We start from the raw sequence: 15,294 nt of genomic DNA, 5'->3' as shown, positions 1-15,294 counted from the left end.
CGGCGGCGCGAATCTGCGCTCGCGTCAGTTCACGGAAAAGAATGTGAAGCCGGCGTGCGGCCCCATGCCCGCGTCCGGGCCGCCCGGGGCAGACTGCCCGCCATCCGCCTCGGCCATGCGCCGAAACAGCTCGCGAAGATCGCCCTCCATCTCGCGCATCTCCTCGCGCATCCGCTCCTGGCCCTCATCGCTCATCAGCTCCGCCTGCTGCTCGGGAGTCAGCCCCAGCATCTCGCCGAGCATGCCCAGGATCTCGCCGCGGGCCTGTTCGGTGCGCTCGGACCCCTTCCGCTCCAACCGATGGAACTCCGCATCGGCCAAATCGGCCGCATGCAAACGCTCCTCGCCCCGCAGGCCCATGTCCGACCAGGCCAGCTGCATGGGCCACAGGCGCTCCGCGAATCCCCGGGCGGAGACGATGGGCGCCGGTGGCAGCATGCGCCGACCGCGCTCGTTTTGGCGTACGAGCATGAGGAACAGAGCGGACGCCTCGGGCGAAACCCCCGAAAGCGGAAGGTCGTCGATGTCGGCGTTGCGATCGACGTGCGCCTCGAGGGTCGCGTCGAGCACAGCGGGCTCGACCGTCTGCAAAAGCCGACACGCGCGCTGCCCCAACACGTCATCCACGTCGAGCTGGGCGATGGCGTCGCGTATCACCTCCGCATAGGCCGATTTGACGGCGTCGAGCCCCACCAAGCGCTCGGGCATCGTGCCCGAGGCGCACGCGCGCGCCTTGGCGAGCCACTCGAGGCCCGACAGGTACACGTCGCCGAAGGGCGACAAAGCGCCCGCTGGCGAAGCGGCGATCGCGTTGGCACGCAAGGCGTAATCGGTTTTGGTAAGCGGGGCGAGGGGCATCGCCGCGAGCTCACGGGACGTATCGGCCACCAGCAGCGCGTCGATGCCGGCCCGCAGCGATGGCGAGACGCGAGCGGGCCTGTCGCTGTCGGCCAGAAGCGCCGAGCTCGGCGCGGCCCGCTCGACCAGGCGCATGTGAAGGGACGAGGCGACCTCGCGCGCGCATGCGGCGCGTTCGGTCTCGAGAGCCTCATCCGCGGCGGTGAGGGCATCCTCATGCCCCACCAGAAGGCCGAGCACGTTGCGGGAGCCGAGCGCATCGACGGCCAACGCCGCGAGCAGACTGCTCGGCAGATCGCCCCGAAGCGGGACCAGAACGCGCCTGGACCCGTTCGCCTCGACGGCGTCGCGCAGGTGCAACCGCAGGGCCTCCCACAGCCACCTATCGCGCCTAAAGGAGGGCACCTCGTGCATCTCCAGCGCATCGACCATCATCCCGCGTCGGACGTCTTGAATGAGCAGCACCTCCTCAAAGCACGGTGCCTGCGCCACCACGCGACCGCCGTCGTCCATCACAAAGGAGCCGCCGGTGTACACGGCGTCATCGAACCCGCCCACGGGCTCCATGCAGGCAAGCCACACGCCGGCGCGCTCGACCTCCGATCTAAAGGCCCCACCGGGCACGGCGGCGACGCCGGCCGTCTGCTCGTTGGTCACGTCGAACCCGTTGACGGCGCAATACAGGACCAGATCGCAGCCGTTTGGAATCGCGCCCATATCCCGCGCGACGTCGAACGTCACGGCGATCCTGGTACCCGAGACCTCGAATACGGGAGGGCTCCAAGGAGAGACGGGCATGGACTCGCCGTGGCGCACCATCGTGAGGCGCAAGGGAACGACGCGCCCGCCCCTGAGCAGGAACACCTCGAACAGCTGCCCCGCCTCGAGCGACAGGACCGCCGGCATCAGGCACGCGATGCCCAGCTCCTCGGCAACCTTCGAAATGCGATGAAGGCTCTTGAGCATGTCGTGCTCAAAGTCGCCGCTCTCGACAAGCGCCCCGGGCGTCACCCCGCACAAGAGCGGCGCCGGCAGGCAGAGCAGGTCGGCCCCCGCATCGTGCGCGACATGCAGCTGCCGCTCCACGCGCGAGCAAATTCCGTCAAAATCGCCAAGACGTGCGTCTATCTGAGCAAGGGCGAGTTTCATCGATGGGTCCCAGCCTTCTTGATCGCGTACCGCAGCCGAACCATGGAGTCGGTGCATCGTCGTTCGAGTATACCCCCTCGCAACACGGCGCCCCTCCATGCAACAGGGGCCCGACCCCAACAGCATGTCGCCGCCTGCAGCGACGGCGGCGCGTTGCGGGAGTCAGGCCCCTGTCTTGCGCTAAGAATGGAAGGTGCGCGCCTTAGAACTCGGCCTTCCACAGGCCGTGGAGGTTGCAGTAGGCGTAGGCGATGCCGGTCTTGGCGCCACCGGCGAAGAAGGTGGTGGGAGCCTGGCCGGGCTTGAGGTAATGGATCTCCAGGCGACCGGCCGCCTCGAGCGCGATCCACTCGATGTAGTGCTCGGGCTCCATGGGGTGCTCGACCTCGCCCACGGTCACGTTGAGCACATGACCGTCGCGCTGCAGGTCGATGACGGGGACGTGCTTTTCGGTTGCGGCGTCCACAGAATTGGCGGCGACCTCGGTGTAACCGGCCGGAGCCACCATGTCGGCGTCGACGGCGGCGAGGAACTTGCCCGTCTCGTCATTCTTGAAAAACGTTGCCATATCAATCAATCCTTTCAGACTTCGTTGCAGATACAACTAAGCATCAGTATGCCCAATTCAGCGCTGTCGTAACGCGGGGCTCCGCCGACCTTGGCTGGATAAGCGTGCAGCCGAGTGCCGGTACCGCCCGGGCCGGGACGTATCGTCCCGCGCGCAGTTCCGCACGAGCCGAAGGCCCCTGTGGGGCCTTCGTGCGAGCCAGGACTGTCCGAGCACGGGATGATACGCCCCGGCGCGGGCGGCACCGGCACCCGACGGCGGACACGCTAGATCACGGTCACGCGGCCCTTGTTGCCCACGATGCCCTTGACCTCGGCGATGAGCGGAATGGAGCGCGCGTTGACGCGCGTGGGGATCTCGGCGCGCATCGTCTGACCGTCGGCCTGCTCGATGAAGAGCTCGACGCGGTCGCCGCCGGGGTTGGTGTTGAGCACCGTGGCCAAGCGCGCCATGTTCGACTGCGAGAACCGCGAGCTGGGGATCATGACCTCGAACACCTTGGGGCGATTGCTCTCCTCGTTCAGCACGAGCGGCTCGATCTCCTGCGCGATGATCTGATCGCCGCGGTCGGAGCGCTCGAGCTTGCCCTTCACGCGAATGAACGCGTCGGAAAGCTGCGCGCCCGTCTCGGGGTCGACCTCGCCGTACAGATACCCCTCGCACTGCTTGTACGTCTTGGGGAAGATGACGACCGTCGCCTCGCCTTCCATGTCCTCGAGCGTCACGATGGCCATGGGGTCGCCGTTCTTGGTCACGCGCTTGCTCACGCTCGACACCATGCCGGCCCACCAGTACGGCTTGCCCTCGGGAATCTCCTGGTTCACCGCGTTGCCGGCAGGACCCATCGTCTCAAAGCCCGTGTCGATCTGCGACAAGGTGAACTCGCGCGCCTTGGCGAGCGCGTACTCGTACGGGCGCAGCGGGTGGTCGGAGACGTAGATGCCCAGCACCTCCTTCTCGAAGGAGAGCTTCATGTGGCGGTCCCACTCCTGACCGTCGGGCTCGGGAACGATGACCTCGAAACCGGAGCCCTCGACATCGCCGAACACATCGAACAGCGAGGTCTGGCCCGCGGCGCGGTCCTTTTGACGCTTCACCGCGGCGTCGATGATGTTCTCGGGGTTGTCGCGATCCACAAAATGCATGAGCTGGCGGCGCGGATACCCGGTCGAGTCGAAGGCACCACCCTTGATGAGCGCCTCGATCACGCGGCGGTTCGCCTGGCTGGCGTCCACGCGCTCCACGAAGTCGTGCAGGTTCTTGAAGGGCCCGCCCTTCTCGCGCTCGGCGATGATGGCCTCGGTCACGCCCTCGCCCACGCCGCGGATGCCGGCAAGGCCAAAGCGCACGCCCTCGGCAGTCGCCGTGAACTCGGTACCGCTCTCGTTGATGTCAGGCGGCAGCACGGCGATGCCGTCGTGACGGCAGGCCGAGACGTAGTGCACGATCTTGTCGGTCTTGCCCGTGTAGGAGGTGAGCACGGCCGCCATGTACTCGTTGGGGTAATGGGCCTTGAGCCAGGCGGTCTGCATGACCAAGATGGCGTAGCCGGCCGAGTGCGACTTGTTGAACGCGTAGGACGCGAACTCCAGAACGTCGTCCCAGATCTTCTGGGCGACCTCGCGCTTGTAGCCGTTCTTCTCGGCGCCGTTCATCCAGTGGTCGTAGATGGTCTCGTCCTCGCCGTCCGACCACTTGAAGACCTGGTCGGTCAACATCTTGATCTTCTTCTTGGCCACGGGCTTGCGGATGCGCGAGTCGGACTCGCCCTTGGAGAAGCCGCACATCTCGACCGAGATGAGCATGACCTGCTCCTGGTAGACCATGGTGCCGTAGGTCTCGCCCAAGATGCCGTCGAGGCGCGGGTCGTACGAGACCGCCGGCTCCTTGCCGTTCATGCGATTGATGTAGCTCGTGACCATGCCGGCGCCCAGGGGGCCCGGGCGGTACAGGGCGATCAGAGCGACCACATGCTTGTACTCGGTGGGCTTCATGTTCTTGATGGTGGCCGTCATGCCGGCGGACTCGACCTGGAACACGCCGGCGGTGCGGCCGGAGCTCATGAGCTCGAAGATCTTGGGGTCGTCGAAGGGAATCGCGTCCACGTCGATGTCGATGCCGAAGTTCTTCTTGATGTTGGCCTTTGCCTTGGAGATGACCGTGAGGGTGCGCAGGCCCAGGAAGTCCATCTTGAGCAGGCCCATGTCGGCCACCGTATGGCCTTCGTACTGGGTGATCTCCACGCCGCCCTTGGTGTCGAGCTTGGTGGGCACGTGCTCGTTCACCGCGTCACGGCAGATGAGCACGGCGCAGGCGTGCACACCCTCGCCACGGGTAAGGCCCTCGATGGACAGCGCCGTGTCGATGATGCGACGGGCGTCCTCGTCCTTCTGATAGGCCTCGACCAGGTCGGGGTTGTACATGTCCTCCTTGCCGGGGATCTTCTCGAGGACCTGCTTGAGCTTGACGCCCGGGTCGCCCGGCACCATCTTGGAAAGGCGCTGGCCCATGTAGACGGGGTAGTCGAGCACGCGCGCGGCGTCGTTGATGGCCTGCTTGGCCTTGATGGTCGAGTAGGTGATGACGTGCGTGACCTTCTCGGGGCCGTAGAGCTGGCGGACGTGCTCCACCACCTCCAGGCGCCGCTCATCGTCGAAGTCCATATCGATATCGGGCATCTCGGTACGTTCGGGAGAGAGGAACCTCTCGAACATGAGGCCGTTCGATAGCGGGTCGAAGGTGGTGATGTCCATAGCGTACGCGACGAGCGCGCCCGCGGCCGATCCACGGCCCGGGCCGACGCCGATGCCGTTTTGCTTGGCCCAGCGCACGTACTCGGCGACGATGAGGAAGTAAGCGGCAAAGCCCTTGTCGCAGATGACCTTGTACTCGAACTCAAAGCGCTCGCGGATGTCGACGCCGCCGATCTCCTTGCCGTCCCAGTCCGCGCCGTAGCGCTTTGCCAGGCCCTCCTCGCACTCGCGCCTGAACTGGCTCTCGTGCGTCTCGCCCGGGTCGAGCAGCGGGTAGTTGGGCAGGATGATGCTGTCCCAGTCGAGCTCGACGTTGCACTTCTCGGCGATCTCGAGCGTGTTGTCGCACGCCTCGGGGCAGTACGGGAACAGCGCGCGCATCTCGTCCTCGGTCTTCATGTAGAACTCCGAACCCTCCATGCGGATGCGGTTGGGGTCGTCGATCTTGGAGCCGGTGCCGATGCACATGATAACGTCCTGGACGGGCGCGTCGTCGCGCGTGAGGTAATGGAAGTCGTTGGTGGCGATGACCTTGACCCCCACCTGGCGGGCGATCTCGATGAGGGTCTTGGAGAGCTCCTCGTCGGTGATGCCGGAGTCGGTGGTGATGCCGTGCTCCTGAATCTCGATGTAGAAATTGCCCGGCTCGAACGTGTCGCGGAAGGTCTCGGCCCACTCGATGGCCTTATCCATCTCGCCGCGGTCAATGCACTTGGGGATGATGCCGGCGATGCAAGCGGAGCTGGCGATGAGGCCCTCGCGATGACGACGCAGGTTGTCCAGCGTCACGCGCGGCTTGTAGTAGAAACCCTGCACGGCGGCCTCGGAGACCGTCTGCATGAGGTTGACGTAGCCCTTCTCGTTCTGGGCGAAGAGAACCATATGATAGAGCTCGGGCTTGCGGTCGCGCGCAAGCGTGTCATCGGGGGTGAAATACACCTCGCAACCGAAGATGGGCTTGATGACCAGTGGAGGCTTGAGCTCGTCGATGTTGCCCTGGGCGTCCCACATCGCCAGGTCCTTCATGTGCTGCTCGTAACCGCGCGGGTCGGCGTCCTTATCCGGGCACTCGAGCTCGTCGCGACGGCCCTTCTCGAGGAATGACTTGTCGTGGCTCCAGACCTTGTACTCGGGCGTGCCGTGGTTCACGGCGTCGCAGGCGAGGCCGAGCTCGGGTACGCCGTACATGTAACCGTGGTCGGTGATGGCCACAGCGGGCTGCCCCAGGTCGACAGCGCGCTGGACCATGTCTTTGATGCGCGTGGCGCCGTCCAGCATGGAGTAGACGGTGTGGTTGTGCAGGTGAACGAATGCCATGTGCTGAATCTCCCATTTGATGTGCTAAGAGTACGCAACCCCGGCCCGTCCCAAACCTCAATTTAGGGACAGTCCCTAAATTGAGGTTTGGGACGGGCACCGGAACGGGGTCCTTTCGAACGCTAACGATTCTAACCGAGCGTGCGGACAGAACGCGTGTGCGCACATGACTCGTTCAAAGGCTCACAGCGTGTTCGGTTCGCCTTCGCCGATGAGCGCGCCGTACCGTTCGCGCACTTCCGCATCGAATTTCTGGAACTCGGGAATGTACGTCTCGATAACGACCTGGACCAAGCGACTCGCAAGCGCCGCATCGTATATATGCGTCGTATCGTTGCGGTCACGGAGCATCTGCAACCATATTTGCTCGTCCATGCAGTCGTAGTACCGGTAGGCAGCCTTGATGATTTCACGCGGGGACCCCATGTCCGCAACGCGGTCGCCCTCGTACCTCAAAAGCTCCTTCATGAGCTTCCAGCTCAACTCGAACTGAAGGGAAAACTTCGCGATGATGCCGCCTTGGACGAACTCGTTTTCGAGGTCTTGGCAACCTGACAGCGCAAGCGTCTTGAGAGCCGACGCGAAGTTATCGTACTTTCTCATAGAGGACCTTCCCGTCACGCTCGATTTCCGCTCGCAGCTCGGGCGAAATACCGGCATCCAAATTGACCACATCCACATCGAGCAACGTCCACAGCTCGTTCTCGAAGCGATCGGCCAGGCGATTGAACGATGGGCAGCCGCCGACGGCGATATCGAAATCGCTCTTGGGGAAATTCGTCCCTCGCGCTCGCGAGCCAAAGAGCACGAGGCGCTCGGCGCCCTCCTCCTTGGCGATGGCGCGCATCTGCTCGTATATATCTTCAACTGCGACCATCGTTCGCCCCCATCCTCACGGCATCGCGCCGTCTTGACGGACGCACGACCATTGTAACCACATGCAGTCACACCACGCTCATGCCCGACCTCAATTTAGGGGCTGTCCCTAAATTGAGGTGCGGTTAGAGGTTGTAGGTCACCACTTGGGGCTGGGTGGGGTCCGCCGGGTCGGGTTGCTCGACGCGCACGAACTTGAGCGTCACGTGGCCGTAGCCCTGCTTGTGCAGGACGTCGACGTACACCCGGGCCTGCAGCGCGTGCTTTTCGCGCAGCTGCTCGGGCGTCTCGTCCGCATGTCCACCCGTCTTGTAGTCGATCACCAACGCATGGCCGGAATCTGACGGATCGGTGCACAGCAGGTCGATGGCGCCCTCGGCATATGCGCCGAACCGGTCGCCGAGCTCCTCCATGCCGCGGCTGTAGAACGGAACCTCGGCGCGCACGCACGGCCACCTCAGAACCTCGGCGCGCACCTTCGAGCCGCGCCAACGTTCGATCGCCGCATCGATGCGCACGCGCTGCTCGGACGTGCAGCCCCAATACCGGCACAAGGCGTCGACCCGCTCCACGGGAACCTCGTCAGAGCCCGTCTCGATCATCCACTGGCACGCATCGTGCACCACCGAACCCAGATTCGTGGCATCGGTGGCGTCGCCCGCGTGAGCCGCCTGTGAAGAACCGGGCTCGCGCGAGCCGGAATCCGCGACGTCGGCGCCCTCCCCCTGCGGGGTGCGCACAGCCACATCGCGGTCCTCCGCCTCGGCGTGCAGCTCACGCGAAATCGAGGAGTAGCTGTACGACGCGCGCGAGGAGCGCTCGGCGGGCACCAGGCGGTAGTCAACCGCGGCGGGCGTCACGATGGCGACGTGGCGAGGCCCCGCACCCTCGCCGCCTGCAGAAAGGCCACCGTCCTCCGGCGCTGCGCCATTCGCATCCACGCCCGCATCTGGTCCGAACTCCTCGATGGAATACGTACGGTGCACGCCCTTCTTGGCGGGGTAGTTGAGCTCGGAGAGCGCTATGAGCTGGAAATCACCCTCCTTGGAATCGGAGAAGTCCAAACGACCCGCGCCCAAGTCGGGCAGGCCGTCGTTGCCCTGGTCGACGGGCAGGATGCGGCTCAGGACCTCGCCCACCAGCGAAGTGGGGTGCTCGGGAACGAGCTCCGTGGCAAAGCGGACGCCAAAGGCGATGATCGCCACCTCCCGGGCGCGGGTGATTGCCACGTACAGCAGGCGCGCCGCCTCCTCATAGTCGAACAGCCGGTTCTCGCGCTTCATGTACGCAAAAGCCTCGGCGGCGCGCTCGGGCACCTCGTGCGTGACATTGTCCTCATCGAGCTCCGGCACCGTGAGCATGTCCGCGTCCCCTGCAAGGTCAAAGCGGTTGGGCAGCGCGGACCAATAGGTGCGCCCCTCGCGCTCGACCGCCTGCAGCGCGTCGCCGTCATTCGAGATGCCGTCGCACTCCGCCACGGCGACCACGGGGAACTCCAAGCCCTTGGACGCATGCACCGTCATGATGCGCACGGCGTCCTCGTCGGCGCCGTTGAGCGCCGCCGGCGACTCCTTGATGTGCGCGATGTGGCTCTCGTACGCGCGCGCCACCAGACGCGGGGCGAACGCGCGGCCGGCGCTCTCGCGCTCCACGATGTCGAGAGCCTTGAGCACGTTGGCGGCGACGGCGCGGTCCTGCGCCTGGCCGCTGCGCTCCAGCCGGAACAGCCATCCCGACTCGTTCACCACGTCGCGCACGATATCCGCCACGCGGTCGTTGCCGACGCGTCGCACGGCGCGCCCGAGCACCTCGCGAGCACGCGTGAGCAGCGGCAACTCGCCGAATTCCTCCATGATCTCACCGGAGAGGAACACCTGGCCGGTGAGCGTCCGCGAGTCGACGATGCCCGCCTGCGGATCGATGTGCGTCGCCAGGGCGAGCAGCTCCGTGGCACCCAGGCAGAACATGGGCGAGGTGAGCAGCGGCATCAGGCCCTTTTGCCCGTCGTCGGGATTGGCCAGGAAGGCGAGCAGCGCCGTGATGGCGCCCACCTCGGGGGCCTGGCGAAACACCGAGGTGCCCCCCGCGACCACGCACGGCATGCCCGCGGCGCGGACCGCGCGGGCGTACACGTCGGCGTCGGTCAGGCGCTTCATGAGGATGACCATGTCCCCCGGCGCGAACCCCTCGCGCGCACGCAACCGCGCGAAGCGCTCCGCAATGGCCCGAGCCTTGTGCTGCGCGCGCTCCTGCGAGCTACCGCCCGCGACGAGCACCGCCTGCCGGCGCGCGGTCGTGGGATCCACGAGTGCGCGGGCGCCCTTGCGCGTCGCCTCGCCGCAGGAATCGAGATGCAAAAAGTCGCGCCCGAGCGGGTTGCCCTCCCCTCCCTCGAAGATCTTGTCCGCATAGGCCAAGATGTCCGCATGGCTGCGGAAGTTCACGTCGAGGCTGCAGCTCACACCTTTGCCAGACAGCTCGACCTCCTTCTTCTTGCGGCGAAAGACCGAGACGTCCGCCCCGCGGAACCGGTAGATGGACTGCTGGGCATCGCCCACGGTGCACAGCTCGCGGCCGTCCGCGCTGCACAGCAGGCGCACCAGCTCTACCTGCTGCTGCGCGGTGTCCTGGAACTCGTCCACCATCACCATCTTGAACTTGCCCGCGAACTCGTCGCGCACGAGCGGGTTGTCCTTGAGCGCATCGTAGGCGCGGGTGAGCAGGTCGTCGTTGTCGAGCAGCGACTTCTCCGCCTTGAGGGCCTCGTACTCCGCCTGGACGTCGGCAGCGAGGTCCATCAGCTGGGACAGCGCGTCGCCCTTCATGCCCAGGTAGCTCTCCGCAAAGAACAGGGTCCGTTCGCGGCGCACCTCGGCGACGGCGGCCTTCTCGTCCTTGCCCATACCGCGCCCGCGCAGGGAGAGCGCGTCGCAGGAGGCGAAGCACGTGCGCAGCGCCTCCATGTCGCGCGCGGAGCCCACATAGGCGTCAAGCGCGTCGAGGGCGCGCTGGGCAGCCTCGGCGTTGGCGTAGCTGGGGGCGAGCGCGATCTCGCGGTACGCCTCCATGAGCGCGACATGCGAGGGGGCCGGCCGCACCTGGCAAAACGCGCCCAGGCCGCCCACCGAGGCAGACGCGGCGGAGAGCACCTTGAACAGAATCGCCATGAGGCTCCGGGCGCTGTAGGAGCCGCTCTCGTTCTCCAGGGCAAAGACCGCGAGCAGGTCGTCATACGCGCCGGCGCCCGTCGCGTCCTCGGCGATCGCGCGGCGCAGCACGTGCTCGACGGCGGCGCGCTTGAGGTCCTCGGCGTACTCCGCCACGCCGAACGCGGGGTCGAGGCCGAGGTCGAGCGCATGGGCCCGGATGATGCGCGAGCACATGCCGTGGATGGTCGAGATCCAGGCGTTGTCGACCTTGGCGGCCTCCGCATCCATCCCCTCGTCGATCAGCGCGGCGCGGATGCGCTCCTTGAGCTCCTCGGCGGCCTTCTCGGTGAACGTGATGGCGAGCACCTGGTCGATGCTATCCAAAAACGGCTCCGGCACCTGCGGGTCGGCCCATTGACCCTGAGGCTTCGACCCGGGGCGCAGCGCGTACATGATCCTCTGCGTGAGGGTGAACGTCTTGCCCGACCCCGCGCCCGCGGAGACGAAGAGCGGCCCCTCGAGCGTCTTGACGATGCGCTCCTGTTTGGCATCCAGTTTGATCGCGGCCATTTAACGCCTCTTTTCGCACATGGTGAGCGGACAAAACGAGCAGGAATCGGATGCGGGACGCGGGGCGATCGCGCCGGACTCCAGGGCGTCGAGCTCGCGCGCGATGCCCCGCTCGACGCGCTCAAGCAGCTCGGGGAACTCCATGTCCCCATCGCGCTTGACGCGTGAGCGGCCCTTCACGCCCGGATAGGGGCACGCCTTCTTGTCGAGCGGAAACGCCGAGGGCTCGCACTCCGTCAGCGCGCTCGAGACCGCGCCTGCGATACTCGGCCCACGCAGGCCGTAGTACACCGCGCCCTGGGCCGAGCCGCCCGTCATGCGCTCGAGCGCCGTGGCGTACATGAGCGTCTGCACCTTGGGGGCCTTGTCGCGGTCACGCCCGGGCAGCCAGTCGGCGGCGAGCTGCTCGCCCTCGTCCAGCTGCATGGTCGGATCGGGGCACGCCATCGCATCGACGTTCGCGCCCGTCTTGTAGTCGATGACCACGAACCGCTTGCCACTGCCCGCATCGGGCGCCACGTCGATACGGTCGATGCGGCCGCCCAAGGGCCTGCCGGCGTACGTAACGCCCTGCTTGTCGAAGGAGTACTCGAAGCGCGCGGGCTCGTAGATGGGCAGCAGGTCGGCCTCGTGGCGCACCACCTCGTGGAACTGCTCGCGCATGGCGTCCACGCGCATGCGCTCGAGCTCGTCGAGCGGCACGAGCGCGCCGCGGATGGCGCGGGGACGCTCCTCGGCGGCGTACTTGCCGTGCGTGTACTTGCCGCGCAGGTGGTCCGCGCGAACCTCGTCAAAGGCGATGTCCATCTGCTCGATGCACGCGTCGACCGTCTGGGGGCGCACGCGGACCAGGCCGCACTCCGCCAGGCGCTCGTAAAAGCGCTGCATGACGTCGTGGGAAAAGTTACCGCGCTCGATGGGGCCGAACTCCACATCCAGCCGGCGCGTGACCACGCGGCTGTTCACGAACCAGCGATACGGGCAGGCGAGGTAGTTCTCCACCTGGGAGGCGGAAAGCGTGCGGGTGAGGGGCCGCCCGTTGATGCAGCGCTGAGGCAGCAGCACGTACGGACGCAATTCCCGCGGCAAGGCGTGCTCGGGCAGACGCGGCACGTCATCGATGTGCGCGCCCACGCCTCCCGCCGCGTCGGCGTTGGCAAACAGCTCCCCCTCGCCCGGCAGGCCGGCCACGTCCGTCGCGGCCCCCGCCTCGCGGGCGGCCGCACGCAACTCGGCGTACGCGAGCGCGGGGTACAACTCCTCGGATGCGTTGTCGCGCCCCACGTAGGCGAGCGCGGCCGCATGGCCGGCGGCCTGAAGCGCGCGGGCGAACTGATCGCGCTGGCGCTCCGCCGGCGACAGGCTCGCGCCTTCGCACCCCAGCTTTTCCGCGAGCACGGACGCGGGGGTCTCCCGCACGGCGAGCGGGTAAGCATCGGCGCCGGCGTCGGCCACCAGGACCGCCGCATACGAACCCGCCTCGCTACAGGCGACGGATTCGACGCGCGCGATACGCACCGCCGCGCGCGGCGCACCCTCTCCCACCTGCGTCGCGATGGAAGCAAAGACCTTCGCGGCGCGCAGGGCAACCAGCGCGCGCTCGGGACGCACGCCAAGCTCGGCCGCGCGCTCGAGCACCTCGATGGCGCGCTGAAGGGCCGCGAACTCGATCTGCTGAGCCGCCTGCCCCTCCTCGCCAAACAAAAACGGCGCGGCGGCGGAGCACGCATCGCGCATGAGCGTCAACGCGCGCACGTACGCCCCGGCGTCGAGCGCGTCGATGACCGCCTTGAATACCACGGGGCGCGCCGCGCGCTCCTGGGCCTGGGCGGCCTTGCGCTCGCGGTTGGCCTCGCGGCTCTGCCTGCTATCCAGCTCGGCGAACAGGCGTTCCTTGTCGATTGAGCGCGTCTTGCGCAGGTAGGTGTCAAGCGAGAGCGCGACGAACGGATTGCCGCCCGTGCCCGAAAAGGGCGAGCGCAGCCAGTCGACGATCTCCGGGGCCGGCCACCACGAGCTCACCTCGCGCCCGTTCAGGCGATCGAGGAAGTCGATGAGCATGAAGAACTCCTCGCCCGCGCGCGTCTCGGTAAACGGCACGAACGCCTCGGTGCTCGCCGCGACTCCCCGGACGGCGAGGCGCGGGGCAAGCGTGCGGAACAACCCGATCGCATCCGGAGCGCCGATGGCGAGCTCGGCGGGGGCGGCAAAACGTTCAGAGTCGGGCGAGGTCTCCGCCGCGGCGAGCGCCGCGGGCTTGGCGGGAGCGCCCGGCGCGTCTGGGCACGACGATCCAACGCGCGGTGCAGCATTGCCGGGAGCCGGCGAGGCGCCCTCGCGAGGGGCCGCGCCCGCAGAACCGACCATCATGCCGTCAAGCAGTCGCACGTAGGAGGAGGCACGCGCCGTAGGACCGCTCACCTCGGCAAACGCAAGGTCCGGCATGCGGGGGCCCGCTCCATCGAGTTCGGCGCAGCGCCACGCAAAACGCTTTGCGAGGTCGCGGGCAAGCGAGCGTTGGCGCCCGTTCAGCAGCATCGCGACCTCACCCTCCTGCGCGATGGCGCCCAGCAGGCGCAGCAGGTGCTCGGGCAGCTCCGCGACCCCGCGCACCGCGACGGCGCGCGCGCAGGGCGGCACGCGCGTCTCGAATTGGCTCGCCAGCTCGAACGCCGCCGACGCGGGCTCACTGAGATCCCGGGAACGCAGGGCGCCCTCATAGCATGCGAGCATCCCGAGCACGCGGCGCTCGGAATCCGAGAGGGCTGCGCGAACACGCTCGTCTGCACGGCAGGCTGCGGGCAGGCAGGTCCGTGCCGCCTCGGCAAGCATGTGCACCGTACCCGGATTGTCCGTCAGCGCGACGGGGCAACTGTCCCCCTCCCCGGCGTCGATCGTCGATCCGAGCACATACGAGCACAGCAGAAGGCGGTCGGTCGAGGTCACCAGACGGGAACCATCGCCCAGCAAGCGCCACAAGCCCTCAACCCAGGCAGCGGGCGTGAGCACATCGACGGACGTTCCCGCCCCGGCGTTCGCCAGGCCTTGCCGGCAGACCTCCATCTCGGCAAAGCTCGGCACCAGCAAGGTGGCGCGCCCATGCCGCCGCGCCATCGAGCGCACGAGCTCGACCTCCGCCGGAAGCAGCTCCGTCCCCGCATGCGTAATGTGAATGGACCCCGCCATAGCGCCTCGCTTCTCGCGTCAAATCTCCTGTGGGAATTATCCTACACGCCCGTCCGGACAACAGGTGTCAAACACATGGCGCGGAGGCGCGCACGTGATGCCGTGCGCGACATCCGACGGGCCAGGCGAATGCGTGATGCCACGTGCGACATCCGACGGGTCAGGCACGTGCGGACGGTCGCGTACATGTCCGGCGCCCGCGCATCGAACTTGCGCGCGCATGTCCCCGTACACACGTCGAACAACGGCCCGGCGACCGAACGGCGCCTGTTTGGACACGAAAAAGCGGCCGGCACCACGGCCGACCGCCCTGCATACACGTTGCGGTGACGAACGCAGCGCGCCCTCGGCGCGGCCGCCCCTGCTCGCCCTCGCTATTCGGTGCCCCCGAGCTTGACGAGCACACTGCGATACCCGCCGTATTCGCCGTTGAGGGCCTTGGACACGCGGCTCACCGTGGTCGATGAGGCGCCGGTGCGAGCCTGCACCTCAACATAGGGCTCTCCCTCGTCCAAATACCGGGCGACCTGCAGGCGCTGGGCAAAATCGCAGATCTCGCGCGGCGTGCACAGATCGGTGAGGAAGGCCCGGATCTCGTCCGCACCGTCCACCAGCTGAAAGGCCTCGACGAGCTGATCGACGTCGGGGCGCTCGAACATCTTTTCTATATTCACGGTAACCACCATACATCCCTAGGTTCACACAAGAAACGGCGCCCGTATTCCCTTAAGCGCCGATTTTATACAAACGGCAGCGCACGCACCACCGTAGTAGAGTTTAACACACCATCACGCTAAAGTACTCCATACCCACCAGCCAGCCCCACCTCAAATGAGGGACACACCTCAAATTGGGGACAGTCCCTTTT

The 15,294-nt window shown here is 66.7% G+C and carries 8 protein-coding genes; all 8 read right to left on the bottom strand.

Annotation, left to right across the window (positions count from 1 at the left end; genetic code table 11):
• Positions 1–24: 24 nt before the first annotated feature.
• Positions 25–2,007, bottom strand: a complete 1,983-nt coding sequence (locus LK434_RS01300) for a hypothetical protein (protein ID WP_006722036.1) — start codon at positions 2,005–2,007, stop codon at positions 25–27.
• Positions 2,008–2,209: 202 nt separating this feature from the next.
• Positions 2,210–2,575 (bottom strand): desulfoferrodoxin family protein, encoded by a 366-nt coding sequence (locus LK434_RS01295; RefSeq protein WP_006722037.1) that lies wholly within the window; start codon positions 2,573–2,575, stop codon positions 2,210–2,212.
• Between the two features lie 266 nt (positions 2,576–2,841).
• Entirely contained in the window at positions 2,842–6,645 is a 3,804-nt protein-coding gene (dnaE, locus tag LK434_RS01290) for a DNA polymerase III subunit alpha (RefSeq protein ID WP_006722038.1), read from the bottom strand.
• A 183-nt stretch (positions 6,646–6,828) separates the two neighbouring features.
• On the bottom strand, positions 6,829–7,248 hold the full coding sequence (locus tag LK434_RS01285; RefSeq protein WP_006722039.1) for an HI0074 family nucleotidyltransferase substrate-binding subunit: 420 nt from the start codon (positions 7,246–7,248) through the stop codon (positions 6,829–6,831).
• Positions 7,232–7,522, bottom strand: coding sequence for a nucleotidyltransferase family protein (locus LK434_RS01280; RefSeq protein WP_006722040.1), 291 nt, complete (start codon positions 7,520–7,522; stop codon positions 7,232–7,234). Before LK434_RS01280 ends, LK434_RS01285 begins: the two co-directional genes overlap by 17 nt.
• A 124-nt stretch (positions 7,523–7,646) precedes the next feature.
• The gene (locus LK434_RS01275; protein WP_006722041.1) at positions 7,647–11,240 is read right to left on the bottom strand and encodes a UvrD-helicase domain-containing protein; all 3,594 of its coding nucleotides are present in this window, start codon (positions 11,238–11,240) and stop codon (positions 7,647–7,649) included.
• Entirely contained in the window at positions 11,241–14,426 is a 3,186-nt protein-coding gene (locus tag LK434_RS01270) for a PD-(D/E)XK nuclease family protein (protein ID WP_227917781.1), read from the bottom strand.
• A 374-nt stretch (positions 14,427–14,800) separates the two neighbouring features.
• Positions 14,801–15,100 carry a YerC/YecD family TrpR-related protein gene (locus LK434_RS01265; RefSeq protein ID WP_040361930.1) on the bottom strand — a complete coding sequence of 100 codons (300 nt, stop codon included), beginning with the start codon at positions 15,098–15,100 and terminating at the stop codon, positions 14,801–14,803.
• Between the last annotated feature and the right edge of the window lie 194 nt (positions 15,101–15,294).

This window comes from Collinsella stercoris DSM 13279 (assembly GCF_020735465.1).
In the GTDB taxonomy this organism is placed as follows: domain Bacteria; phylum Actinomycetota; class Coriobacteriia; order Coriobacteriales; family Coriobacteriaceae; genus Collinsella; species Collinsella stercoris.
This window is presented reverse-complemented; position numbering and strand designations above follow the sequence as displayed.